Genomic DNA, 23,601 nt, shown 5'->3' on the forward strand with positions numbered 1-23,601 from the left:
CGTCACGTCACCAAATCCGCTTCCCAGAAACAGGAAGGATACAAAGATCACCTGCAACATCAGCGACCGCAACAGGATGTCGCCATTGACCGAGGCCATGTTGCGCAGACGCTCGCCATCAAACACCCGCGCCCAATCGCGCCAGGCCGGAACGGCAAATGCATCGCGGCAAAACCAGAAGCCAAGCGCAAGACCACTCCATTCCGCAATCACCGTCGCGCGTGCGACACCGGCCACGCCCCAATCGAGGCCCAGAACGAACCAGAGATCGAGCAGGATATTCGCACCGTTCATCAGCACCTGGATGAACAGCACGGCGCGCGTGCGCTCTTGCGCGATAAGCCAGCCAGTCATGCCGAACAAGGCAATCATCGCGGGCGCGCTCCAGACCCGGATCGCAAGGTATTCGCGCGCCAACACCTCGACCTCGGGACTGGCGGGCGACAGCCAGAAAGCCCCAAGGAACAGCGGCGCCTGAAACGCGATAAGGGCCGCCCCACCGGCAAGGCCGATCATGAGCGCGCGGGTCAAAAGGGCCGCAACCTCACCCACCTGCCCGGCGCCATATGCCTGGCTTGTAAGGCCGGTGGTGCCCATCCGCAAAAACCCGAAAACCCAGTAAATGCCAGTCAGGATCACCGCACCAATACCGACCGCGCCAATCGGTGCCGCAAGGCCAAGCTGTCCCACAACGCCGGTATCGACCGCCCCCAGGATCGGCACCGTCGCATTCGACAACACGATCGGCAGCGCAATCTTGAGAACGCGTTTGTGGGTGATCCCCCCGATTGCCTCAGTCATCCCTGCGCGGCATCAGGAAATGCCCCGTTGCCTGGGCGAAAGGCCGCCCGCGATTATCTTGCCAGGCCTCGACATGCACAGAGGCATAGCGCCGGCCCGAGCGGTTGATCTGTGCGCGGGCATAGGCATCGCGCGGCAGGCCAGAGCGCAGGTAGTCAACGGTGAAATCAATCGTCTTGGGCAGGCGCGGAAGATTGCCGCCGACCAGGGTCTCGGCATCCAACGCCCCTTTTTCGATCTCTTCCCAGAGCGTGCTCCAGCTTAGCCCGATGATCGCCGTCACCTCAAGAAACGCCGCCGTCGCGCCGCCATGCAGGGCGGGCAAAAGCGGGTTGCCGATCAGCTTTTCCGCGAACGGCATGATCGCCGTCAACTCGTCACCGCGCCGGTCGAACTGAACCCCCAGAAAGCGGATATAGGGTACGCCATGCACCAGAGCGTTAAGCGCCGCATCGCGCCGCTGCTTGACCACCTGTACGGGTTCGGGACGGGGCGGCGCCATTATTTGTCCTCCACGGTGAATGTGCCCGTCGCGGTGGCCACCGGGCGGGCATCGTCGTCATCCATCGCACGCGCACGCACGAAGGCGACCGAGCGGGTGATGTGATAGCATTCGGCGTGGGCCCTGATCTTTTGCCCCGGCGTGGCCGGGCGCATGTAGTCGATCCGCAAATCAATCGTCGCGGTGCCGCCGGGCGACGAAGGATGGCTCATCGCTGCCGCCCCGCAACAGGTATCCATAAGCGCCGAAACCGCCCCGCCATGAATCACCCCGGTTTCCGGGTCACCGACAAAGCGTTCGTCATACTCCATCTCGATCTCTGCCGTACCCTCGCCCAAGTGGCCCAGCCGCATCCCGAGCGCCTGCGCATGGGGCAGGGTCTGCATGAATTGTTTGGTGATTTTGTTCTTGTCCGCGCTCATCTCTGGCCCTTTTGGGATGCTCTTGCGCCCTTTATGGGCCTTAATCCGCAAGACCTGCAAGGGCAGCAGTTGCGCTTGGCGCGGCTTGATCCTAACCTTGGCGCAAGAGGGGGCTTTGGCATGACGGCAAAACGACTGTCCTTCAAGGAAATGTGCGCGACATACGACGTGACGCCACGCACCTTGCGGTATTACGAGTATATCGAACTGCTTCAGCCCACGCGTGAAGGCAGATCGCGGTTTTACGGTCCGCGTGAATGCGCCCGCATGACCCTTATCCTCAGGGGCCGCAAATTCGGCTTTGCGCTTGAAGATATCCGCCAATGGCTTTTGATCTATGAAGACGAGGGCACCGAGGCGCAAATGCAAAGCTGGATCGAGCTTGCCGACCGCCAGCTTGCCGAACTCGCCGACCAGCGCGCACAGCTTGACGAGTCGATTGCAGAGTTGAAAAAGCTGCGTGACAGCACCGCCGCCAACCTGGCCTAGCCCTCGCAACGCATTTCGAGCCGCAAGAAAATTGCCCGGCGCCCCAGCTTACCTTGCTTGATCTTACGTCAACTTAAAAGTGACGTGACGTATCGGTTACGTAAACCTGTCTCACTGTTGTAACCAAGGCCAACGATACGCAGATTGCCGCAAACGAATTGCGACAAAAGGCAAGCCGATGACCGATGAAACACTTACAATCCGCCAGATGTGCACCGCATTCGATGTGACGCCGCGCACCCTGCGGTTCTATGAATCAAAAGAGCTGCTCTTTCCCCTGCGGGTCGGGCAAAAGCGCCTGTTCACCCGTCGTGACCGGGCCCGGCTCAAGCTTATCCTGCGCGGCAAGCGCTTTGGCTTCAGCCTTGAGGAAATACGCCAGCTGCTCGACCTCTATGACAAGGGCGATCAGCAATTCACCCAGATCAGCCGCGCCTATGACGTGGCGCGCGAACGGCTGGCCGACATGGAAAGACAACGCGAAGAGTTGGACGCCGCCATTGACGACCTTCGCGAACAGATGACCTGGGGGGCCCGCATGATCGAGTCGCTCAGAACCACAAAGAACGCCGCCGAGTAACCTCGCCGCCACAACCGTTTCAGGGAGAGAGACATATGCCAAGCTACACCGCCCCTACCCGCGACACGCAATTCGTGCTGCATGACGTGTTGAGCGTCTCGACATCCGACACCCCCGGCTACGCAGAACTTGACGCCGACTTCACCTCGGCCGTTCTGGAAGAGGCCGGCAAGATTTCTTCCGAGGTGCTGTCGCCGCTCAACCCGGTGGGCGATACCGAGGGCTGTGTTCTTGAAAACGGTGTCGTGCGCACGCCGACGGGATTCAAGGCCGCGTTTGACGAGCTGCGCAATGGCGGCTGGACCGCGCTTGACCTGCCCGAGGAATATGGCGGCCAGAACATGCCCTATGTTCTTGGCACTGCCGTAGGCGAAATGTTCTCGGCGGCCAATCAGGCCTTCACCATGTATCACGGCCTGACCCATGGCGCGGCCTCGGCCATCCTTGCGCATGGCACCGAGGCGCAGAAGGCCACGTACCTGCCGCGCATGGCCACCTGTGACTGGACCGGCACGATGAACCTGACTGAGCCGCATTGCGGCACCGATCTTGGCCTGATGCGCACCAAGGCCGAACCTCAGGGCGATGGCAGCTTCAAGGTGACCGGCCAGAAAATCTTTATCTCGGCCGGCGAACACGACATGGCCGAAAACATCATCCACCTTGTACTGGCGAAAATCCCCGGCGGGCCGGAGGGCATCAAGGGCGTGTCGCTTTTCATCGTGCCCAAATTCAACGTCAACGACGACGGCAGCCTTGGCGATCGCAACGCCGTCACCTGTGGCAAGATCGAAGAAAAGATGGGCATCCACGGCAACTCGACCTGCGTGATGAATTATGACGGCGCGACCGGTTACCTTTTGGGCGAAGAACACAAGGGCATGCGCGCGATGTTCACCATGATGAACGAGGCCCGGATCGGCGTTGGCATGCAGGGGCTGGCACAGGCCGATGTCGCCTATCAGAACGCCGTCGCCTATGCCAAGGACCGGCTTCAGGGCCGTGCCGTGACCGGCGTGGAAAACCCCGATGGCCCGGCCGATCCGCTTATCGTGCACCCGGATATCCGCCGCTCGCTGATGGATCAGAAATCATTCGTCGAAGGCGCACGCGCCTTCCTTCTCTGGGGCGCACAGCTTATCGACCAATCCCATCGCGGCAACGACGAGGCGGCCGAAGGGCTGGTCAGCCTGATGACGCCAGTGATCAAGGGGTTCCTCACCGACGAGGGCTATGACATGACCGTACTGGCCCAGCAGGTTTACGGCGGGCATGGCTATATCGAAGAATGGGGCATGTCCCAGTTCACCCGCGACGCCCGGATCGCGATGATCTACGAGGGTGCCAATGGCGTTCAGGCGCTTGATCTGGTGGGGCGCAAGCTTGCACAGGACAGCGGCAAGCACGTGCTCGCCTTCTTCGAGATGGTCAAGACCTTCATCAAGGAAAACGAGAGCAACGAGGCGCTCAAGGCTGACTTCCTTGATCCGCTGAAAGAGGCCTCCAAGCATCTTCAGGCCTCGGCGATGTATTTCATGCAGAACGGCATGAAGAACCCGAACGCCGCCCTTGCGGGATCATATGACTTCATGCACCTTTTCGGCCATGTCTGCCTTGGGCTGATGTGGGCGCGGATGGGCAAGGCGGCCTATACCGCCCTTGAAAACGGAACACCGGATGAGGCGTTCTATAAAACCAAGCTGGCCACCGGGCGGTTCTACATGAAGCGCCGCCTGCCCGCGACGTCGATGCATCTGGCCCGGATTGAATCGGGCGCCGACCTGGTGATGGAGCTTGACGCCGAACAGTTCTGAGCAAGCGTGGGTTTCACCCACCCTACGAGATGATGAGAGGGATGACAGATGCCAAAACGCTTTCGCCTGACCCGGCGCTTTAACGCGGCAATGACCGAAGACGGCTATCGCCGCCTGCGCAAATTCGCTGCCGAGGCGGGGCTCGACGAGGGCGAGGCGCTGTCCTTTCTGTTTGAGAATTTCGACAGCGTGATCGACGAGGATACCTTTGGCCACCGCTTGCGGATTTTCAATTCGGAACTGGATGCGCGAAAACGCTAAGCGGGGAGGCTGGCTATGTCACTGTGGATGACCGACGAGCACCGGATGCTCTCTGAGATGACCGCGAAATTCATCACCGATGAATGGCGTCCGCATTTCGAGCGCTGGCGCAAGGCGGGGCAAATGGATCGCGAGATCTGGCAACAGGCCGGCGAGCTTGGCCTTTTGTGCCCCTCTATCCCCGAGGAATACGGCGGCGCGGGTGGGGATTTCGGCCATGAGGCCGTGATCTGCATCGAGCAATCGCGGGCCAATCTCGCAAGCTGGGGCAACCCGATCCATTCCGGCATCGTCGCGCATTACATCCTGGCATATGGCTCGGAAGAGCAGAAAAAGCGCTGGCTCCCCGGGATGGTCTCGGGCGAGATGGTCGGCGCCCTGGCCATGACCGAACCTGCCGCCGGGTCGGACGTGCAGGGGATCAAGACCAAAGCGGTACGCGACGGCAACGCCTATCGCCTGTCGGGCCAGAAAACCTTTATCACCAATGGCCAACATGCCGACCTGATCATCGTCGCGGCCAAGACCGATCCCAGGGCCGGGGCCAAGGGCACATCCCTCATGGTGGTCGAAACCGAAAATGCAAAGGGATTCAGCCGTGGCCGCAATCTCGAAAAGATCGGATTGCACGCCGGGGATACCTCAGAGCTGTTTTTCGACAACGTCGAAATCCCGCCCGAAAACATCCTTGGCGGCGAAGAGGGCCGTGGGTTTTACCAGATGATGCAGCAGCTGCCGCAGGAACGGCTGATCATCGCCTGCGGCGCGCAGGGCGCAATGGAAGGCGCCGTGGCGCGCACCATCACCTATTGCAACGAGCGCCAGGCCTTTGGCGGCCCGATCACCCAGTTCCAGAACACCCGCTTCAAACTGGCCGAATGCCAGACCAAAACCGCCGTCGCGCGCGCCTTTCTTGACGAATGCATTGCCGCTCACCTGCGCGGCGAGTTGGACGTGGAAAAGGCCGCCATGGCCAAATATTGGCTAACGGACACGCAATGCGAGGTGCTGGATGACTGCCTGCAATTGCATGGCGGCTATGGCTACATGGCCGAATATGACATCGCCGAAATGTGGGCCGATGCCCGCGTACAGCGCATCTATGGTGGCACCAACGAAATCATGAAGGAGCTGATCGCGCGCGGCTTCACGACGGGGAAAACCGCATGAGCCCCTCCCCGGCCTCTCTGCCGGACTGCCTTCGGCGAGAGTATTTCCGCCAAGAAGAAGCGCAATGTCCACCCCGCCCTCCGGCACGGCGCAAACCGGCGAGGGGGCGGGGCTTCTCCTTGGGCGGTCATCGGCTCTCCAGCCTGTACCGCACCCGCAATCAAACCTCGTTAACGTTAACGGCAGGTGAATCCCCTGCTTCTTCTTGGCAAAAATACTCAAATTCCACCCGCGCCATACGCGCAGCAGCAGGAGCAGGGACATGACCATCAAACTTTATTGCTTTGGCGAAAGCGGCAATGCCTACAAGGCGGCCCTGGCGCTGGAACTTTCCGGGCTGGACTGGGAACCGGTGTTCGTCGACTTCTTTGGCGGCGCATCGCGCACCCCGGAATTTCGCGAGCTGAACGTCATGGGCGAGGCGCCCGTGCTGGTGGATGGCGATATCACCCTGACCCAATCCGGCGTCATGCAGATGTATATCACCGAAAAAACCGGCAAATTCGGTGGCGCCACCAAGGACGAAGAGCGCGAGGTCATGCGCTGGATGTTCTGGGACAATCACAAGATGTCGAGCCAGGCCGGAATGCTTCGCTTCCTGATGAATTTCCTGGCCGAAGACAAACGTCCGGCCGAGGTGATCGCCTTTACCCAAGGTCGTCTCAAGGCCGCTTATACCACGTTGAACAGCCACCTTGAGGGGCGCGACTTTATTGTGGGCGACGCGATCACCAATGCCGACCTCAGCTGCTGCGGCTATCTTTTTTACCCCGAACCCTTTGGGTTCGAGCGCACCGAATGGCCGAATATCGACCGCTGGCTGAGCAATATCGAGAACACACCGGGCTGGAAACACCCTTACGATCTTATGCCCGGCAGCCCCGCTGACCGCGCCTGAATGAGGAGAACCAAAATGAGCGATGCCTATATCTATGACACAGTGCGCACCCCGCGCGGCAAGGGCCGCAAGGATGGTGCCCTTCACGAGGTCACCGCCGCCCGGCTGAGCGCACAGGTACTGAACGCGCTGAAATCGCGCAACGGGCTTGCGGGTCATGCCGTCGAAGACGTGATCTGGGGCAATGTCACGCAGGTGATGGAACAGGGTGGCTGCCTTGCGCGCACTGCCGTTCTCGCCTCTGATCTCGATGAATCGATCCCCGGCCTTGCCATCAACCGCTTTTGTGCCTCTGGCATGGAGGCGGTGAACCTTGCCGCCAATCAGATCAGGGGCGGGGCTGGCGAGGCCTATATCGCCGGTGGCGTCGAAATGATGGGCCGCGTGGCCATGGGCAGCGACGGGGCGGCGATTGCCGTGGACCCGTCCATCGCCATGGAGACCTATTTCGTCCCCCAGGGCATCAGCGCCGATATCATCGCAACCGAGTATGGCTTTAGCCGCGACGACGCCGACAGTCTGGCGGTTGAATCGCAAAACCGTGCCGCCGCCGCGTGGAAGGACAACCGGTTCGCCAACTCGATCATCGAGGTGCAGGACCAGAACGGCCTGACCATTCTGGACCGCGACGAATACATGCGTCCGGGCACCGACATGCAGACCCTTGGCGCGTTGAACCCCGCCTTTCAGGCGATGGGCGAGGTGATGCCCGGCTTTGATGCCGTCGCCAAGCTGAAGTACCCGCATCTCGAGCGGATCAACCACATCCACCACGCGGGCAATTCATCGGGGATCGTCGATGGGGCCGCCGGCGTGCTGATCGGCTCAAAGGCATTTGGCGAAAACTGGGGCCTCAAGCCGCGCGCGCGCATCCGTCAGACCTGCAAGATCGGGACCGATCCGACGATCATGCTGACCGGGCCGGTACCCGCAACGCAGAAGATTCTCGCCGACAGCGGCATGTCGATCTCTGACATCGACCTCTTCGAGGTGAACGAAGCCTTCGCCAGCGTCGTTCTGCGCTTTCAGCAGGCGTTTGATGTGGACCCCGGCCTTGTCAACGTCAACGGCGGCGCGATTGCCATGGGGCACCCGCTCGGAGCCACCGGCGCGATCATCATCGGCACTTTGCTTGATGAGCTCGAGCGCACCGGCAAGGGCACGGGCCTTGCCACGCTCTGCATCGCATCCGGCATGGGTGCCGCCACCATCATCGAGCGCGTCTGATGCCAAAGCTCGATCTCTCGCAAATCCCGTTCAAGGGCGGCTCGACCTATCCCGGAAAGCTGGCCGATGCCATGGCCGGGCGCACCAGCCAGCGCTTGGGCGATGCAGGCGGTCTTAGCCAGTATGGCGTCAACCTTGTGTGCCTTGCGCCCGGCGCGATGTCGTCCTTGCGCCATTACCATATGGAGCAGGACGAGTTCGTGATGGTGACCGAAGGCACCTGCACCCTGATTGATGACCATGGCGAGCACCCGATGCAGGTCGGCGATTGCGCCACCTTCCCGGCGGGCGAGGCCAATGGCCATCACCTTGTGAACAAGACCGAGGCGCCCGCCGTTTTTCTTGTGGTGGGCACCCGGACCGAAACAGAGACCGGTTATTACAGCGACCTCGACATGAAGGTGTCGATGGATGCGGCCGGTTACACCTTTACCCGCAAAGATGGCAGCCCGCTGACGGTTGACCAGATCGGAGAGTAAGACATGACTGATTTCACAATGAAAACCGATGCCGACGGCGTGGCCATCATCACATGGGACACGGTCGGCAAGTCGATGAACGTGATGAACGGCCAGGGGTTTCTTGACCTTGAGGCGCTAATTGATCAGGCGCTGGCGGATGACGCCGTCAAGGGCGTGATCATCACCTCTGGCAAAGAAGGCTCTTTCGCGGGCGGCATGGATCTTAACGTCATCGCCAAGATGCGCGACGATGCGGGCGACGAGCCGGCCAAGGGCCTGTTTGACGGGGTGATGGGCATGCATGCCATCCTGCGCAAGATCGAGCGCGCGGGCATGGACCCCAAGACCAACAAGGGCGGCAAGCCGATTGCCGCCGCCCTGCCCGGCACAGCGCTTGGCATCGGCTTGGAAATTCCACTGGCCTGTCACCGCATTTTTGCCGCCGACAACCCGAAGGCCAAGATCGGCCTGCCCGAGATCATGGTCGGCATTTTCCCCGGTGCGGGCGGCACCACGCGTCTGGTGCGCAAGATGGGTGCGATGGCAGCCTCGCCGCTGTTGCTTGAAGGCAAGCTGAACGATCCCCAAAAGGCCAAATCCGCCGGTGTCGTGGATGAGGTCGTGCCTGCGGACGAGTTGATCGCCAAGGCCAAGGAATGGGTGCTGAGCAGCCCCAATATCGTCAAGCCCTGGGACGAGAAGGGCTATAAGATGCCCGGCGGCGCGCCCTATCATCCGGCGGGCTTCATGACCTTTGTCGGCGCAAGCGCCATGGTCAACGCCAAGACCCAAGGCGCATTTCCCGCCGCCAAGGCCCTGCTGAGCGCGGTTTACGAGGGCGCGCTTGTGCCGTTTGACACCGCCCTCAAGATCGAGGCGCGCTGGTTCGTCAATGTGTTGATGAACCCCAGTTCAAGCGCGATGATCCGTTCGCTGTTCATCAACAAGGAAGCGCTTGAAAAAGGTGCGAACCGCCCCGACGTCCCCGACCAGAGGGTCAAAAAGGTCGGCGTCATGGGGGCTGGCATGATGGGGGCAGGCATCACGCTGGTGTCGGCCATGGCCGGGATGCAGGTGGTTCTGATCGACCAGAAACAAGAAGCCGCCGACAAGGGCAAGGCCTATACCGCCGACTACATGGACAAGGGCATCAAGCGCGGCAAGGCCACCGAAGAGAAAAAGGCGGCTACGCTTGACCTGATCACCGCAACCACAGATTACGCCGCGCTTGCGGGGTGTGATTTGATCATCGAGGCGGTATTTGAGGATCCCGCCGTCAAGGCCGAAGTCACCGAGAACGTGCTCAAGGTCGTGGGTGAGGATTGCATCTTTGCCACCAATACCTCGACGCTGCCGATCTCTGAGCTTGCCAAAGCCAGCGACAGGCCCGAGGATTTCATCGGCATCCATTTCTTCAGCCCGGTCGAGAAAATGATGCTGGTCGAGATCATCAAGGGGGCGAGGACCGGCCCGCGCGCCGTGGCCAAGGCGCTTGATTACGTCCGCCAGATCCGCAAAACGCCGATCGTGGTCAATGACGCGCGCTTCTTTTACTGCAACCGCTGCATCATTCCCTATATCAACGAAGGCATCCGTATGGTGGCCGAAGGCATCGCACCTGCGCTGATCGACAATGCCGCGCGCCAGCTTGGCTTTCCGGTCGGGCCGCTGCAACTGGTTGATGAAACCTCGATTGATCTTGGCGCCAAGATCGCACGCGCAACCAAGGCCGCGATGGGCGCGGATTATCCCGATGAGGCGGTGGACGAGGTTATCTTCTGGATGGAGGGCGAGGGCCGTCTTGGCCGCAAGTCCAACGCCGGGTTCTTTGACTATGACGACAAGGGCAAACGTCAGGGATACTGGCCGGGGCTTGCGGCGAAATATCCGCGCCTGACCGATCAGCCCGACCTGCATGAGGTTCAGCATCGCCTGATGTTCGCGCAGGTTCTCGAAGCGGTGCGCGCACTTGAAGAGGGTGTGCTTGAGGACATCCGCGAAGGCGATGTCGGCGCCATCCTCGCCTGGGGCTTTGCGCCCTGGTCGGGTGGCCCGTTCAGCTGGCTTGATATCATCGGCACGCCCTATGCGGCCGAGCGTTGCGATGAGCTTAGCGAGAAATTCGGACCCCGGTTCACCACGCCCAAGCTGTTGCGCGAAATGGCCGACAAGGGGCAGAGCTTTTATGGCCGGTTCGACAAGCAGGCAGACGCCGCCTGATCCGGCTTAAACCCGCGAAAAACACGCGCGCCCTGTCGCCGGGGCGCGCGTTTCGCCTGTTATGCCGCTTGCGCGGAGCGGCGGCGCAGTTGCAGGATCAGGATCGGCAGCCAGAGCACCAGCCCAAGCGCCATCGTCTTGAGCCCCGGCGCGATAAACAACAGCGACACGATGGCGATCCACCAGCGTTCCGCCCGCGTCAGATGGCTCAGGAAGTACCCCGAGAACGCCACGCCAAGCCCGGCGATGCCCATCATCGCCCCCGCCAGCGTAATGGCGAACGCGCCTAGGGTGAATCCATCACTCACGATCAAAAGCGCCGGGGAATAGACGAAGACGAACGGTACCAGCGCCTTGGCAATCCCAAGCCGGAACGCGGTATTGCCGGTCTTGAACGGATTGGCCCCCGCGATCCCCGCCGCCGCATAGGCCGCAAGCGCCACGGGCGGCGTGATATCGGCCAGTACGCCGTAATAGAACACGAAGAAATGCGCCACGATCGGCTCGACCTGCAATTGCGCAAGCGCCGGGGCCGCGACGGCCACGAGGATGATATAGGTCGCCGTTGTCGGTATCCCCGCCCCCATGATGATGCAGGACGCGGCGATCAGGATCAGCGACACGAACAGCGCCCATTGCATCACGCTGAAATAGCTGAGCGGCCAGAGCCCGCCCAGGGTATTACCGATATCGGTCGCGGTCTGCACCACCACATAGCCAAGCCGGAACCCGACCCCGGTCAGCGTGACAACCCCCACGACAATCCCCACCGTGGCCGCCGCCGCACCCACCGCAAGCGTGTTGCGCGCGCCATCGCCAAGTGCCTGCCAAAGGTCGCCAAACGTCAGGCGATTGACCGGGTTCAGAAAGCCCACGACGACACAGGCAATGATGCCATAGACGGCGGCAAAATCCGGGGTGCGCCCGCTCAGGATCATATAGACCAGAATGATCAGCGGAATCACCGAGAGCCAATGCTGACGCAGCACCAGCCCCATTTTCGGCAGTTCTTCGGCCTTGAGGCCCCGCAAGCCAAGCTTGCGCGCCTCAAGATGCACCATGATGAAGATGCCGAAATAATGCAGCAAGGCCGGGAAAAGCGCCGCCGCAAGCACATCGCGCAGCGGAATTTCCAGGTACTCGACCATGATGAACGCCGCCGCACCAAGGATCGGCGGGGTGATCTGCCCGCCGGTGGACGAGGTCGCCTCGACCGCGCCGGCGAAATGCGGCGGGTATCCCACCTTTTTCATCGCCGGAATGGTCAGCGCCCCGGTGGTCACCGTATTGGCAATGCTCGACCCTGAAATCGTTCCCATGAAGGCCGAAGAGAAAATCGCGACCTTGGCCGGCCCGCCGGCATAGCGCCCGGCAATCACCATCGCGAGGTCGATGAACAACTGGCCAAGCCCGATCCGCGTGGCCAGTACACCGAACAGGATGAACAGGAATACGTATTGCGCCATCACCCCGATCGCGATGCCGTAAATCCCCTGATTGGTCATGTAAAGATGGTTGATCAGCCCCTGCCAGCTTACCCCGCCATGCTTGAGCGCACCCGGCGCCCATGGCCCGAACAGGGCGAAAGCCACAAAGATCAGCGCGATGATCGGCAAGGTCGGCCCCACAGAGCGGCGCGCCGCCTCTAGCGTGAGAACCAGCAAGGCGGTGCCCATGAACACATCCGTCCCCGAGGGGTTGCCGACCCGCACCGAGACCACCGAAGGCGGCAACAGCGGCAGGTAAAGCGAGGCCGCCACCGCCAGAACCGCCAGCACCAGATCCCAGACCGGCACGCCGCTTATGCGATACCATGCCGGGCCAGGCTGGGCCGTGCTCAGGCTGCGCCGCCAGGCGAACAACAAAAACACCAACCCAAGAACAAACGAGAGGTGAATACCCCGGTGCAGCAATTCGCGCACCAACGCAAAGCCCGAAGCATAGAAATGATAGGCCGACATTGCCACAAGGGCGACACTTATCACCCCCGCGATCATTGGCCCGGTGGGCCGGAACGCCAGTTCAGGATCGAATTTTCGTTCGATCTCGTGAAGCTCGTCGGCGCTCAGCGCGTGGTCGGGGTCATGGGACATGGGCGGGGCGCCTCCGGCAGGGAACAGGAAAAAAATCGGCGGCCCCATGGTGGAAGCCGCCGATCAGGGCAACACAGCTGCGTCAAAGCCTTACTTCAGGATGCCCGCTTCGCGATAAAACCGCTCGGCCCCGGCATGAAGCGGCACGCCGATGCCATTCAGCGCCGAGTCGGGGGTGATGGTCTTGCCCTTGGCATGGCCAACATCCAGGAGCTTGCGCGAATTGTCATTCCACAGCGCCTTGGTGATCTCATAGATCACGTCGTCATCTTCTTTGGCCGAGGTGAACCATTGCGCGCCAACCGCAACGGTAGAGGTGGCGCCGACACCTTCATAGGTGCCCTCGGGGATATCGCTCTGGGCGAAAAATCCGTATTTCGCGGTCAGCGCCTCGGCACCTGCGCCATCAATCGGAACAAGTTTGATATCCGTCGCCGAGGCCAGTTCGACCAAGGACCCGGTCGGGTAACCGGCGACCACAAAGAACGCGTCAATCCGCCCATTGCGAAGCGCATCGGAGGCGGCGTTGCCCTTGAGGGCCTCTGCCGTGACGTCATCGGTCGAAAGACCGTTCGCCTCAAGGATAAGCCCGGCATCGACATAGGTGCCCGAGCCCGGCTCGTCCAGCGAGACGCGTTTGCCCTTTAGGTCGGCCACAGAGTTGATGCCGCTGTCGGCGCGCGCCACGAGGTGGATATGCTCTTCGAACAGCGCCGCAATGGTGCGCAGATCGGTCGCGGGCGGCTGGCCGTCCATCGTGCCGGTGCCGGTATAGGCCCAATAGGCCACGTCCGACTGGGCAAAGCCTGAATTGCGCAGGCCCGAATTGATCGCGTTCACATTGTCCACCGAACCGCGCGAAGAAACAGCCGAGGCAATAAGCCCGTCAACACCACAGCTCCCGCCTTCGTCGCAGGGGCGTGAGCCTGGGGGCTTGGAAATCGCGTTCGCGATCACGCCGCCAACCGGATAATAGGTATAGGCGGTGCCGCCGGTGCCGATGGTGAAAAACTTGAGGTCCTGCGCCACGGCAGCACCTGCAAGGCCAACGGCCACCACCGCGCCCGCCGCCAGCGTGCGCATGAAATTCGTCATAGGTTTCATCTGGTTCTCCCTGAACTCGCAGCACGGTGTCTACCCGTGCCTAAATCGTCGCCGGGGCAAAATAACCCCGAACGCTTTGCGCAGGTTAGGCAGGTGGAACGCCATGCGCAAGCCTTGTGCGTGTCCCCGCCTAGAGCGGGACAAATGCTTTCTGGCTTGCGCTGAACTGTTCAAGATCGCCCGAACCGATTTCATGCCAGAGGCCGTGAATGGTAAGGCTGCCGTCCTTGACCGACTCGGCCACGAAGGGAAAGGTCATCAGGTTTTCAAGCGATACGACAACCGATTCCTTTTCCAGCGCCCGGCGCTGTTCGGCCTCATCCTTGATTTCGCGCACCCGTTCATAGCCGGGGCGCAGGATATCCATCCAGCGGCCCACAAAGCTTGATTCGGCTTCAAGGTCGGGGGCCTGACCCGAACACATGTCCAGGCACCCCTGAACACCACCGCAATTGGAATGGCCAAGAACGATCACATGCGCCACCTTGAGCGCCATGACCGCATATTCCACCGCCGCAGAGGTACCGTGCTGCGCGCCATCCGGGCAATAGGCCGGCACCAGGTTCGCGATATTGCGATGAATAAAGAACTCGCCCTGGTCCGCGCCGAAGATCGAGGTGACATGCACGCGGCTGTCGCAACACGAAATGATCATCGCGCGCGGATGCTGGCCATCCGTGGCCAGACGACGATACCATGCCTGGTTTTCCGTATAGGCGGTGGCCTTCCAGCCGTGAAAACGTTGCACCAGATAGCTGGGCAGGGGGCGGGCGTGTTCCATGATCTCTCCGGGTCTTGGGGCACTCGGGTGCTGAATAGTCTGGATTCGCATAGAATTCGAGAGATAAATCGTCAGGGCCGAAACCATTTGGGAACCCTGGAAGTGTGATGATGGCCGCAGTCGTGGGGATTACTGTGAACTTAGAATTCGGGTGAGAATGTGGAACAGGTAACATTGCTTAAACAAGACGAAACGGTCTGGCTCGATGCCGGTCGGCTAGAGGCGCTTTATCGTCAGCTTGGCGAATCCAACGCGTCGGATGTGGTATGTCGTGCGCTTGAAGAACTCGCCGCGCGCCTGTCGCATTCCGAACGCTGCCACCGCGAGGGGCGCCTTGACGACATGCGCAAAAGCACCCGAAGCCTGATCGCGATTGCCGATCAGATCGGGATGCAGCTTTTGGCGCGGGTCGCGGGTGATGTGACCGCATGCATCGACAATGGCGACCGCAACGCCCTTGCCGCAACCTTTACGCGGCTGTTGCGGATCGGCGAACGCTCGCTCTGCGAAATCTGGGATTTACAGGAACTGCCGCTTTGATCTGCCCTCATTTGATGGGTTGCAGGCGGCGCAATCGCGACTAGGCTGGGCAAAAATATCTGCCCGAAAGGCCCGTCGCCATGTCCCTTACATTCGCCCCGGATAATACCTCCGCCATCCCGCTGCATGTGATTGCCGAGGATGCGCTGGACGCCTGGCTTGCGGATCAGCCCGACGCCCTGCGCACATGGGTCGGCGCCGCAGGCTTTACCGGCGCGTTGGGGCGCGTTCTTTTGGTGCCCGATGACGCGGGCACCCCCCGGATGGCGCTTGCGGGTTACGGCACGCCGAGCGCCCGCGCGCGCGGGCGATTTCACCTTGCGGCCTGCGCCGCAGCACTGCCCGAAGGCACCTATCGCCTTGAAGGCCTGCCGAAAGATCAGGCCGGGACCGAGGCGCTTGGCTGGCTTCTGTCGCACTATGCCTTTGACCGCTATCGCAGCCAAAACCCGGCCAAGGCCCGCCTGATTGCCCCCGAGGGGGTTGATGCCGGTCGAATCGAAGTGATTGCTGCGGGCGAGGCGCTGACGCGCGATCTTATCAACACGCCCGCCTCTGATCTGGGGCCCGACGCGCTTGAAGCGGCCTGCGCGACCATCGCGGGGCAACATGGCGCAGACATCAAGACCATCTGCGGGCCGGACCTTTTGCAGCAGAATTTCCCGTTGATCCACACCGTCGGGCGTGCCGCCGAAACCGAACCGCGCCTGATCGACATGCACTGGGGCGACAGCGGGCCAAAACTGACGCTTGTTGGCAAGGGCGTGTGCTTTGACACCGGCGGCCTCAACCTCAAGCCCGGCAATAGCATGGCCCTGATGAAAAAGGACATGGGCGGCGCCGCCACGGTTCTGGGCCTCGCGCATATGATCATGGCGCTGAAGCTTCCGCTACAGCTTCGCGTTCTCATTCCGGCGGTTGAAAACGCCGTGGCCGGCAATGCCTTTCGCCCCGGTGACATCCTGACCGCGCGAAATGGCCTGACGGTCGAGATCAACAATACCGATGCCGAAGGGCGGCTTGTGCTGGCCGACGCCCTGGCACTGGCCGCCGAGGACAAACCCGACCTGATCCTGTCGATGGCAACGCTGACCGGCGCGGCGCGGGTCGCGGTCGGCCCGGACCTTTCGCCCTATTACACCGATGACGCGACGCTTGTTAGCGCGCTGGAGGCCGCCGCCGCCAAGGTCGCCGATCCGGTCTGGAGGATGCCGTTTCACACACCTTACGAAGCACTGATCGAGCCCGGAATCGCCGATCTCGACAATGCGCCCTCGGGCGGGTTCGCCGGCTCGATCACCGCCGCGCTGTTCCTGCGCCGCTTTACCGAGGGGCTGCCTTACGGGCATTTCGACATCTACGGCTGGAACCCCACGGCGGCCCCCGCGCGCCCCAAGGGCGGCGTCGGCATGGGGGCACGCGCCCTGCTTGAGGCATTGCCAAAGGTGTTGTCGCTGTGAGTGATGCGCGCCTCATCTCGGTGCCGGTTGCCGATTTGCGGCGCGCCCCCGGCGGAGCGCGCGATCGCCAGCTTTTGATGGGCGATGGCGTGATTGTACTCAACGTAAAGGATGGCTGGGCCGAGGTCACCGCCACGCGCGACGGCTATCGCGGCTATCTGCCCGAAGACGTTCTTGGCACGGGAACCCCCACCCACCGCGTGAGCGCACATGCCACACATCTTTATCCCGAACCGGATTTCAAGACGCCCGAACGCCTGAGCCTTAGCCATGGCGCGCGGCTTGCCGTGCTCTCCGCCGGGCCACGCTTTGCCGAAACGCCGCAAGGTCATGTACCTCTCGCCCACCTCAGCCCGCTTGAAACCGTCGAGAGCGACCCTGTCGCCGTTGCCGCGCTATATCTTGGCACGCCTTACCTCTGGGGCGGCAATTCCGTATTCGGCATTGATTGCTCCGGTCTGGTTCAGGCCGGCTGTCTGGCCTGCGGCATTCCCTGCCCCGGCGACAGCGGCCCGCAGGAGGTCACGCTTGGCACCGTCCTGCCAGAGGATGCCCCACTGCGGCGCGGCGACCTGTTGTTCTGGAAAGGCCATGTCGCATGGGTGGCCGACCCGGACACGCTCCTCCACGCCAACGCCCATCACATGGCAGTGGCCTATGAACCCATCGCCGAGGCCATCGCCCGCATTCAAGCCCAGGGTGACGGTGGCGTCACCTCGCGCAAACGCCTGAAAGGAACACCATGACATCCGATCCCTTCTTTCACCCTGTTTCCGGGTTCGACCTGCCGCGCTTCGCCGGTGTGCCCACCTTCATGCGCCTGCCCTATGTGCCCCACGGTCATGAGCGGTACAATGATGTGCAGATCGGCCTGATCGGCGTACCATGGGACAGCGGCACCACGAACCGCCCCGGCCCGCGCCACGGCCCGCGCCAGCTGCGCGATGCATCGACGATGATCCGCGCCCAGCACGCCACCAGCGGCATGCGCCCGTTCGAGACCCGCAATTGCGCCGATCTTGGCGACGTCGGGCCGAACCCTGCCGATATCATGGATAGCATGGCCCGCATCACCGCCTTCTACGATCAGGTGATTGACGCCGGGATCACACCGCTGACGGCAGGGGGCGATCACCTGACGACCCTGCCGGTCCTGCGTGCACTGGCGCGGCGGGCACCGCTTGGCATGATCCATTTCGACAGCCACACCGACCTGTTTCATTCCTATTTCGGCGGCACCATGTACACCCATGGCACACCGTTCCGCCGCGCCGTCGAAGAGGGGCTGCTTGATCCCAAGCGCGTGGTGATGATCGGTATTCGTGGCACGATGTATGACACGGAAGATCGCGATTTTGCCGCCGCCAACGGCATCCGCCTGATCCTGATAGAAGAGTTTCACGCCCGCGGCCCAGAGGATGTGATGGCCGAGGCACGCGAGATTGCGGGAAACGGCGACACCTACGTGAGTTACGATATCGACTTTGTCGATCCGACTTTTGCCCCCGGCACCGGCACGCCCGAGGTGGGCGGCCCCAACAGCTATCAGGCGCTTCAGGTCGTGCGCGGGCTTGAGGGGGTCAGGATCGTCGGTGCGGATATGGTCGAGGTCTCGCCGCCGTTTGACACCTCGGGCGGCACCGCCTTTCTTGGCGCGTCAATCATGTTCGAGATGCTCTGCGTGATGGCCAATGGCAGCGCGGCGGCGGTCTAGTCCGAACCACTTCCGCCCACATCGAGCGGCGCGATCGACAGCGATTTTATCACCGCGAAACACCTCTGCCCCGGCGCCAGCGAAAGCGCCCGGGCAGAGCGCTGAGTGATCCGGGCCAGCACATCCTGTTCCGGCCCCATCCGAAGCCGCACCATCACGCCCGGTCCCTGCCCCCGACGCACATCGGTCAACTCGCCTTCAAGCAGGTTGAGCGCCGACAATCCCTCGGGGCGCTGGCGCGACAGGATCACATCCTGCGCCGCAATCCGCACCCGCACGCGCGTACCGATCGCGGCGGCAAAACCCGGCACCAAAAGCCGCCCGCCCGCGACCGCAAGCTCGCTCAACCCGTCGTCGTGATGCGCCAGAACCTCTGCCCGCAGGACCGAACCGGCGGCGCGGATGCCAAAGGCCGGGGCAGCCGCCGGATCCGACAGGATATCCTGTGCAGGCCCGGCGCGGCGCACCTGACCCGCCTCGAGCATGACGATGTGATGAGCCAGGCGCGCAACCTCTGACACCGAGTGGGTGACATAGATCACCGGCACCTGCATGCCATCGCGGATGGCCTCGATATAAGGCAGGATCGCACCCTTGGCCGCGTCATCCAGCGCCGACAATGGTTCATCCATGAGCAACAGGCGTGGCGCGCTCATCAAGGCGCGCGCCATCGCCACACGCTGTGCCTCGCCCCCCGAAAGCCCGGACGGGCGCCGCGTCAGCAACCCGTCAAGCCCAAGCGCCGCCACGATGGCCGCCCGGTCGGGCACACGCCCGGCCTTGCGGGCGCGCCTCTCGGCATAGGCCAGATTGCCCGCCACGCTCAGATGCGCAAAAAGCCGCGCTTCCTGAAAAACATAACCGATGGCGCGGCGATGCGGGGCAACATGGCGTCCCGGCCCCTGCCAGGTCTGCCCATTAAAGCAAACGCTTCCTTCTGCGCCCCCCTCAAGCCCGGCGATCACCCGCAGCAAGCTTGATTTACCGCTGCCCGACGGGCCGAACACCACTGTCAGGCCATGGGGCGCAAAGCGCTCTGCGACCGAAAGGCGGAACCCCGGCAAATCGAGGCTGAAATCGACGACAAGCCCGCTCATCCCGCGTGCACCGGAAAGCGACGGTTGGCCGCATAGACCGCGACAAGCACGACAAAGGAAATCCCCAGAAGGATCGCCGATAAAAGATGCGCCTGCGCATATTCCAATGTCTCGACCTGTTCGTAAATCGCGATGGAGATGACCTTGGTCTGGCCCGGAATATTGCCGCCCACCATCAAAACCACGCCGAATTCGCCAAGCGTATGCGCAAAGCTAAGCACCATCGCGGTCAGGTATCCGCGCAGAGCAAGCGGTGTGGCGACGGTGAAAAACCGATCTGTCGGCCCGGCCCCAAGGGTCGCCGCCGCCTCCATCGGGTGGCGCCCTATCGCCTCGAAACTGGCCTGAAGCGGCTGCACCGTGAACGGCAGCGAATAAAGCACCGAGGCCACCACAAGCCCGGTGAACGTAAACGTAAGCGCCGTGCCGGTCACATCGCGCCAGGCCCCACCAAGCATGCTGTTGGGGCTGAGCAGAACCAAAAGGTAAAACCCCAGAACCGTCGGCGGCAACACCAGAGGCAGGGCGGTAATCGCCTCGACCGCGACCTTGAGGCGGCTTTTGGTCTGCGCCAGCCACCACGCCAGCGGCGTGCCGACGATCAGCAGGATGACCACGCTTATCCCCGCCAGCCGGATCGTCAGCCAGAGCGGCGTCAGATCGGGAAACCCTGCGCCCTCACTCCACATGATAGCCATGGTCCTGAATCAGCAAACGCGCCTCGCCCCCCTTGAGATAGGCCAGAAAATCGCGCGCGGCTACATTGGCTTCACGAAGCAGAACGGCATCCTGCCGGATCGGATCATAGAGGGCCTCGGGCACATCCCAATGGTGCCCCGATTCACGATTGCGATTTGAGACCGCATAGGATTTTGCCACCAGCCCCAGTTCGGCATTGCCCGTTGCGACCATGGAAAACGCCTGTCCGATATTCTGCCCCATCACCAGTTTCGGCCTGAGCGCATCCCACAGATCAAGCCCCTGCAAGGCCTGTTTCGCCGCCAGACCGTAGGGCGCCAGATCGGGGTTGGCGATGGCCAGATGTGTAAAATCCCCGGCCCGGAGCGCCGCCGCACCATCGGGTTTGATGAAACCGGGTGTCGCACTCCAAAGCACCAGCTGCCCCTTGGCATAGGTGAACCGCGCGCCCGCAACAGCGCGGTTTTCGGCCTCAAGCCGCGCCGGGCGGGCCTGATCAGCGGCGAGAAAGGCATCAAATGGCGCGCCCTCGATGATCTGTGCGAAAAGCTTGCCGGTAGAGCCGGTGACCAGCGTGATCCGGTGATCGGTCTGCGCCTCGAACCCGGCGATCAGCTGCTCGGCGGCTTTGGCGAAATTCGTCGCAACCGCAACGGTTGCGGTCTCGGCCCTGGCCGCAGCGATGCCATCGCCAAGCACCAACAGCACACAGAGACGGCGCAAGATCGCGGCTGCGGCGCGCATGGCAGGCCCTTTTCCGGTTTCGTTATGTTCGCGCGGAAATATCGTGTGCAAACAGTCCAAAGACAAGCGTTATTTTTCGTCCGACATATCGCCAAGCAGGGCGGTGATCGCCGCAATCTCTGCCCCGCCGAGATCGGCGCACCGCCTCTCCAGCGCGCGGTAATGGCGCAATACCTCTGCCCCGGTCTCGGTGAGAACGGCGCCGCCGCCCTTGGCGCCGCCACGCGCGCTTTGCACGACCGGCGCGCGAAACATCGCATTCATTGTCTCGACCAGCATCCAGGCGCGTTTGTAACTCATGTTCATGGCCCGGCCTGCGGCCGAGATTGATCCGGTCTGCGCGATCAATTCAAGCAGGTCGGCCTTGCCCGGCCCGATCATCGCGCCCTCGCCGAACACCAGCCGCAGACGCAATTCCGCGCGCGCCGTCGATCCTTCTGTCTCTATGGGCGTCACAGGATCAGTCCACGGCGCGGATAAGCTTGCGTTCCAGCACCCGCAGCACGGCCTTTAGATCGTTGCCGCGCTTCAAAATCTGCCCGTCGATGCCGACCACCGCATATTGCCCCTGTCTGGCACGCAGCTTGGGACGCTTTTCGATCCGGTAAAGCGGATTTTCCGCAGTGCGTCGAAAAATAGAAAATACTGCCAGATCGCGGAGGCAGGAAATACCGTAATCACGCCATTCCCCGGCGGCGACCATACGCCCGTAAAGCGACAGGATAATCGCCAGTTCGGTGCGATGAAACGCCACCTGCGTCTGGGTGCCAGACATTTGGATCGGGCTGAAAGACTGAAAGGTCATAACTATAGAGTCGCCCCAAACCCCTCGCGAATCAAGCGAATTCGCGCACCACCGCGCCGGGTCCATTTTCTTTCTAAAAGAAAATGCCTCAGAAAATTCGGTGAATTTTCTGGCCCCCGCATGAAGGCAAGCCGTCCCTGACAAAACCAGCCCGGAAACGCCTTGACCCCGTAAGCGTAATAAAGTCAAAGCGCCTCGCCGCGCGCGATAACCACCTGCCGGTAATCGCGCGCCCCGTAGCGCCATCGGAATCATCCAGCCAGCATTGCGGGTGGTTCATGTCTTGCCCTTGACACCGAAAGCATCGAGGCGCTACGCGGCCTACTAGTGAAAGTCGGCACCACCTGTCTGGATCGCCGTCGGACGCATCGCAAAGAGAACCCTTAATTTCCACGAAAACACCAGCCTGATCAATCTGGCCACCACCCCGATATTGAAACCACTGCACACATGCCGCATGGTTGGGCAAATAAAACAAAAGGAACATCCAATGCGCACAAGAGCCGCCGTTGCCGTTGCTGCCGGTCAACCCATGGAGATCATGGAGGTGAACCTTGAGGGCCCGAAGGCGGGTGAGGTTCTGGTAGAGATCAAGGCCACCGGGCTTTGCCATACCGATGATTTCACCCTGTCCGGCGCCGATCCTGAAGGGGCGTTTCCGGCCATTCTCGGGCATGAGGGCGCGGGCGTCGTGCTTGAGGTCGGCCCTGGCGTCACCAGCCTGAAGCCTGGCGATCACGTCATTCCGCTTTACACGCCCGAATGCCGAGAATGCGAGTATTGCCTTAACCCGAAAACCAACCTCTGCCAGAAAATCCGCGCCACGCAAGGCGCAGGTGTGATGCCCGACGGCACCAGCCGGTTTTCGATGCTCGATGGCACGCCGATCCTGCACTACATGGGCTGTTCGACGTTCTCCAATCACACGGTCCTTCCCGAGATCGCGCTTGCCAAGGTGCGCAAGGACGCACCCTTCGACAAGATTTGCTATATCGGCTGCGGCGTGACCACCGGCATTGGCGCGGTGATCAACACCGCCAAGGCAGAGCTTGGCAATCGCAGCATCGTGTTCGGGCTTGGCGGCATCGGCCTGAACGTAATCCAGGGCCTGCGCCTGTCGGGCGCGGATCAGATCGTGGGCGTTGACCTGAACCCTGCCAAGGTCGAGATGGCGACGCGCTTTGGCATGACCGATTTCGTAAACCCCTCGGAGGTGTCGGGCGATCTTGTGGCGCATCTGGTCGAGCTGACCGGGGGTGGTGCGGATTACACCTTTGACGCGACCGGCAATGTCGGCGTGATGCGCACGGCACTTGAAGCGGCGCACAAGGGCTGGGGCGAAAGCATCGTGATCGGGGTCGCACCCGCAGGCGCCGAAATCTCGACCCGCCCGTTCCAGCTTGTCACCGGCCGCAGCTGGCGCGGAACTGCATTCGGCGGCGCGCGCGGGCGCACCGATGTGCCGAAAATCGTTGACTGGTACATGGACGGCAAGATCGAAATCGACCCGATGATCACCCACACCCTTGCGCTCGACGATATCAACAAGGGCTTCGAGATGATGCACGCAGGCGAATCCATTCGCTCTGTCGTGGTCTACTGACGCGCCACCCCTGCCATCGTGATGAATGCAACGCCGCACAGCCCCCTGTGCGGCGTTACGCATTGTGCGCAGACTTTGACTGCTTAAATTTCGCCTGAATCGGAGTAAGGAATATA

25 protein-coding genes are annotated in these 23,601 nt (G+C 61.9%); 14 read left to right on the forward strand and 11 right to left on the reverse strand.

What is annotated here, in order from left to right; genetic code table 11:
* From QZ522_RS06145 to QZ522_RS06155, 3 genes are all read right to left on the reverse strand, one after another.
* The coding region (locus tag QZ522_RS06145; protein ID WP_294608725.1) for an MATE family efflux transporter at positions 1–801 on the reverse strand (801 nt) is incomplete at its 3' end.
* Positions 794–1,303, reverse strand: coding sequence for a PaaI family thioesterase (locus QZ522_RS06150; RefSeq protein WP_294608726.1), 510 nt, complete (start codon positions 1,301–1,303; stop codon positions 794–796). The genes QZ522_RS06145 and QZ522_RS06150, both read right to left, overlap by 8 nt.
* The gene (locus tag QZ522_RS06155; RefSeq protein WP_294608728.1) at positions 1,303–1,725 is read right to left on the reverse strand and encodes a PaaI family thioesterase; all 423 of its coding nucleotides are present in this window, start codon (positions 1,723–1,725) and stop codon (positions 1,303–1,305) included. Before QZ522_RS06155 ends, QZ522_RS06150 begins: the two co-directional genes overlap by 1 nt.
* Positions 1,726–1,845: 120 nt before the next feature.
* On the opposite strand from QZ522_RS06155, the gene QZ522_RS06160 reads away from it, so the two are divergent.
* The 9 genes from QZ522_RS06160 (at position 1,846) to QZ522_RS06200 (ending at position 10,845) form a co-directional block, all read left to right on the forward strand.
* Entirely contained in the window at positions 1,846–2,214 is a 369-nt protein-coding gene (locus tag QZ522_RS06160) for a MerR family DNA-binding transcriptional regulator (RefSeq protein ID WP_294608730.1), read from the forward strand.
* Between the two features lie 178 nt (positions 2,215–2,392).
* Positions 2,393–2,794 (forward strand): MerR family DNA-binding transcriptional regulator, encoded by a 402-nt coding sequence (locus tag QZ522_RS06165; protein WP_294608732.1) that lies wholly within the window; start codon positions 2,393–2,395, stop codon positions 2,792–2,794.
* Between the two features lie 35 nt (positions 2,795–2,829).
* A complete protein-coding gene (locus QZ522_RS06170; protein WP_294608734.1) occupies positions 2,830–4,608 on the forward strand; it encodes an acyl-CoA dehydrogenase C-terminal domain-containing protein in 1,779 nt (592 codons plus the stop codon).
* Positions 4,609–4,656: 48 nt separating this feature from the next.
* The gene (locus QZ522_RS06175; RefSeq protein WP_294608736.1) at positions 4,657–4,869 is read left to right on the forward strand and encodes a hypothetical protein; all 213 of its coding nucleotides are present in this window, start codon (positions 4,657–4,659) and stop codon (positions 4,867–4,869) included.
* 15 nt (positions 4,870–4,884) lie between these two features.
* A complete protein-coding gene (locus tag QZ522_RS06180) occupies positions 4,885–6,039 on the forward strand; it encodes an acyl-CoA dehydrogenase family protein (RefSeq protein ID WP_294608738.1) in 1,155 nt (384 codons plus the stop codon).
* A gap of 262 nt (positions 6,040–6,301) precedes the next feature.
* Positions 6,302–6,937, forward strand: a complete 636-nt coding sequence (locus QZ522_RS06185; RefSeq protein WP_294608740.1) for a glutathione S-transferase — start codon at positions 6,302–6,304, stop codon at positions 6,935–6,937.
* Between the two features lie 15 nt (positions 6,938–6,952).
* Positions 6,953–8,164: an acetyl-CoA C-acetyltransferase gene (locus QZ522_RS06190; RefSeq protein ID WP_294608742.1), complete on the forward strand. Its 1,212-nt coding sequence runs from the start codon at positions 6,953–6,955 to the stop codon at positions 8,162–8,164.
* A complete protein-coding gene (locus QZ522_RS06195; protein ID WP_294608744.1) occupies positions 8,164–8,643 on the forward strand; it encodes a cupin domain-containing protein in 480 nt (159 codons plus the stop codon). Before QZ522_RS06190 ends, QZ522_RS06195 begins: the two co-directional genes overlap by 1 nt.
* 3 nt (positions 8,644–8,646) lie before the next feature.
* A complete protein-coding gene (locus QZ522_RS06200; protein ID WP_294608746.1) occupies positions 8,647–10,845 on the forward strand; it encodes a 3-hydroxyacyl-CoA dehydrogenase NAD-binding domain-containing protein in 2,199 nt (732 codons plus the stop codon).
* Between the two features lie 59 nt (positions 10,846–10,904).
* Here the strand turns inward: QZ522_RS06200 and QZ522_RS06205 are convergent, their stop codons facing one another.
* The 3 genes from QZ522_RS06205 to QZ522_RS06215 form a co-directional block, all read right to left on the reverse strand.
* Positions 10,905–12,938 carry a TRAP transporter fused permease subunit gene (locus tag QZ522_RS06205; RefSeq protein WP_294608748.1) on the reverse strand — a complete coding sequence of 678 codons (2,034 nt, stop codon included), beginning with the start codon at positions 12,936–12,938 and terminating at the stop codon, positions 10,905–10,907.
* A gap of 90 nt (positions 12,939–13,028) precedes the next feature.
* The gene (locus tag QZ522_RS06210; protein WP_294608785.1) at positions 13,029–14,033 is read right to left on the reverse strand and encodes a TAXI family TRAP transporter solute-binding subunit; all 1,005 of its coding nucleotides are present in this window, start codon (positions 14,031–14,033) and stop codon (positions 13,029–13,031) included.
* Positions 14,034–14,172: 139 nt separating this feature from the next.
* Positions 14,173–14,823 carry a carbonic anhydrase gene (locus QZ522_RS06215; RefSeq protein ID WP_294608750.1) on the reverse strand — a complete coding sequence of 217 codons (651 nt, stop codon included), beginning with the start codon at positions 14,821–14,823 and terminating at the stop codon, positions 14,173–14,175.
* A 174-nt stretch (positions 14,824–14,997) separates the two neighbouring features.
* On the opposite strand from QZ522_RS06215, the gene QZ522_RS06220 reads away from it, so the two are divergent.
* The 4 genes from QZ522_RS06220 (at position 14,998) to speB (ending at position 18,537) form a co-directional block, all read left to right on the forward strand.
* Positions 14,998–15,363 carry a hypothetical protein gene (locus QZ522_RS06220; protein WP_294608752.1) on the forward strand — a complete coding sequence of 122 codons (366 nt, stop codon included), beginning with the start codon at positions 14,998–15,000 and terminating at the stop codon, positions 15,361–15,363.
* Positions 15,364–15,443: 80 nt separating this feature from the next.
* Positions 15,444–16,823 carry a leucyl aminopeptidase family protein gene (locus tag QZ522_RS06225; protein WP_294608754.1) on the forward strand — a complete coding sequence of 460 codons (1,380 nt, stop codon included), beginning with the start codon at positions 15,444–15,446 and terminating at the stop codon, positions 16,821–16,823.
* Positions 16,820–17,569: an NlpC/P60 family protein gene (locus QZ522_RS06230; protein ID WP_294608756.1), complete on the forward strand. Its 750-nt coding sequence runs from the start codon at positions 16,820–16,822 to the stop codon at positions 17,567–17,569. The genes QZ522_RS06225 and QZ522_RS06230 overlap by 4 nt, the downstream gene beginning before the upstream one ends.
* On the forward strand, positions 17,566–18,537 hold the full coding sequence (gene speB / locus QZ522_RS06235) for an agmatinase (RefSeq protein WP_294608758.1): 972 nt from the start codon (positions 17,566–17,568) through the stop codon (positions 18,535–18,537). Before QZ522_RS06230 ends, speB begins: the two co-directional genes overlap by 4 nt.
* Here speB and modC read toward each other — a convergent pair.
* The 5 genes from modC to QZ522_RS06260 all read right to left on the reverse strand — a co-directional run bounded on the left by modC (position 18,534) and on the right by QZ522_RS06260 (position 21,852).
* The gene (gene modC, locus QZ522_RS06240; protein ID WP_294608760.1) at positions 18,534–19,634 is read right to left on the reverse strand and encodes a molybdenum ABC transporter ATP-binding protein; all 1,101 of its coding nucleotides are present in this window, start codon (positions 19,632–19,634) and stop codon (positions 18,534–18,536) included. The two genes, speB and modC, sit on opposite strands and share 4 nt — an antisense overlap.
* Complete coding sequence (gene modB / locus QZ522_RS06245; protein ID WP_294608762.1) at positions 19,631–20,332, reverse strand: molybdate ABC transporter permease subunit; 702 nt, start codon at positions 20,330–20,332, stop codon at positions 19,631–19,633. The genes modC and modB overlap by 4 nt, the downstream gene beginning before the upstream one ends.
* On the reverse strand, positions 20,313–21,077 hold the full coding sequence (gene modA, locus QZ522_RS06250; RefSeq protein ID WP_294608764.1) for a molybdate ABC transporter substrate-binding protein: 765 nt from the start codon (positions 21,075–21,077) through the stop codon (positions 20,313–20,315). The genes modB and modA overlap by 20 nt, the downstream gene beginning before the upstream one ends.
* Positions 21,078–21,146: 69 nt before the next feature.
* Positions 21,147–21,458 carry a LysR family transcriptional regulator gene (locus tag QZ522_RS06255; protein ID WP_294608787.1) on the reverse strand — a complete coding sequence of 104 codons (312 nt, stop codon included), beginning with the start codon at positions 21,456–21,458 and terminating at the stop codon, positions 21,147–21,149.
* Between the two features lie 79 nt (positions 21,459–21,537).
* Positions 21,538–21,852, reverse strand: a complete 315-nt coding sequence (locus tag QZ522_RS06260) for a DUF2794 domain-containing protein (RefSeq protein WP_363319795.1) — start codon at positions 21,850–21,852, stop codon at positions 21,538–21,540.
* Between the two features lie 520 nt (positions 21,853–22,372).
* Between QZ522_RS06260 and QZ522_RS06265 the strand changes: the two genes are divergently transcribed.
* The gene (locus QZ522_RS06265) at positions 22,373–23,485 is read left to right on the forward strand and encodes an S-(hydroxymethyl)glutathione dehydrogenase/class III alcohol dehydrogenase (RefSeq protein ID WP_294608768.1); all 1,113 of its coding nucleotides are present in this window, start codon (positions 22,373–22,375) and stop codon (positions 23,483–23,485) included.
* Positions 23,486–23,601: the final 116 nt, after the last annotated feature.

This window comes from uncultured Roseovarius sp. (genome assembly GCF_913054395.1).
Taxonomy (GTDB): domain Bacteria; phylum Pseudomonadota; class Alphaproteobacteria; order Rhodobacterales; family Rhodobacteraceae; genus Roseovarius.

Coding starts and splice junctions, on each gene's coding strand:
- QZ522_RS06160 (WP_294608730.1), top strand. CDS start 1,846: ATGACGGCAAAACGACTGTCCTTCAAGGAAATGTGCGCGACATACGAC.
- QZ522_RS06205 (WP_294608748.1), bottom strand. CDS start 12,938: ATGTCCCATGACCCCGACCACGCGCTGAGCGCCGACGAGCTTCACGAG.
- QZ522_RS06180 (WP_294608738.1), top strand. CDS start 4,885: ATGTCACTGTGGATGACCGACGAGCACCGGATGCTCTCTGAGATGACC.
- modB (WP_294608762.1), bottom strand. CDS start 20,332: ATGGCTATCATGTGGAGTGAGGGCGCAGGGTTTCCCGATCTGACGCCG.
- QZ522_RS06200 (WP_294608746.1), top strand. CDS start 8,647: ATGACTGATTTCACAATGAAAACCGATGCCGACGGCGTGGCCATCATC.
- QZ522_RS06255 (WP_294608787.1), bottom strand. CDS start 21,458: ATGATCGGGCCGGGCAAGGCCGACCTGCTTGAATTGATCGCGCAGACC.
- QZ522_RS06150 (WP_294608726.1), bottom strand. CDS start 1,303: ATGGCGCCGCCCCGTCCCGAACCCGTACAGGTGGTCAAGCAGCGGCGC.
- QZ522_RS06195 (WP_294608744.1), top strand. CDS start 8,164: ATGCCAAAGCTCGATCTCTCGCAAATCCCGTTCAAGGGCGGCTCGACC.
- QZ522_RS06170 (WP_294608734.1), top strand. CDS start 2,830: ATGCCAAGCTACACCGCCCCTACCCGCGACACGCAATTCGTGCTGCAT.
- modA (WP_294608764.1), bottom strand. CDS start 21,077: ATGCGCGCCGCAGCCGCGATCTTGCGCCGTCTCTGTGTGCTGTTGGTG.
- QZ522_RS06225 (WP_294608754.1), top strand. CDS start 15,444: ATGTCCCTTACATTCGCCCCGGATAATACCTCCGCCATCCCGCTGCAT.
- modC (WP_294608760.1), bottom strand. CDS start 19,634: ATGAGCGGGCTTGTCGTCGATTTCAGCCTCGATTTGCCGGGGTTCCGC.
- QZ522_RS06155 (WP_294608728.1), bottom strand. CDS start 1,725: ATGAGCGCGGACAAGAACAAAATCACCAAACAATTCATGCAGACCCTG.
- QZ522_RS06215 (WP_294608750.1), bottom strand. CDS start 14,823: ATGGAACACGCCCGCCCCCTGCCCAGCTATCTGGTGCAACGTTTTCAC.
- QZ522_RS06260 (WP_363319795.1), bottom strand. CDS start 21,852: ATGTCTGGCACCCAGACGCAGGTGGCGTTTCATCGCACCGAACTGGCG.
- QZ522_RS06190 (WP_294608742.1), top strand. CDS start 6,953: ATGAGCGATGCCTATATCTATGACACAGTGCGCACCCCGCGCGGCAAG.
- QZ522_RS06265 (WP_294608768.1), top strand. CDS start 22,373: ATGCGCACAAGAGCCGCCGTTGCCGTTGCTGCCGGTCAACCCATGGAG.
- QZ522_RS06210 (WP_294608785.1), bottom strand. CDS start 14,033: ATGACGAATTTCATGCGCACGCTGGCGGCGGGCGCGGTGGTGGCCGTT.
- QZ522_RS06185 (WP_294608740.1), top strand. CDS start 6,302: ATGACCATCAAACTTTATTGCTTTGGCGAAAGCGGCAATGCCTACAAG.
- speB (WP_294608758.1), top strand. CDS start 17,566: ATGACATCCGATCCCTTCTTTCACCCTGTTTCCGGGTTCGACCTGCCG.
- QZ522_RS06165 (WP_294608732.1), top strand. CDS start 2,393: ATGACCGATGAAACACTTACAATCCGCCAGATGTGCACCGCATTCGAT.
- QZ522_RS06175 (WP_294608736.1), top strand. CDS start 4,657: ATGCCAAAACGCTTTCGCCTGACCCGGCGCTTTAACGCGGCAATGACC.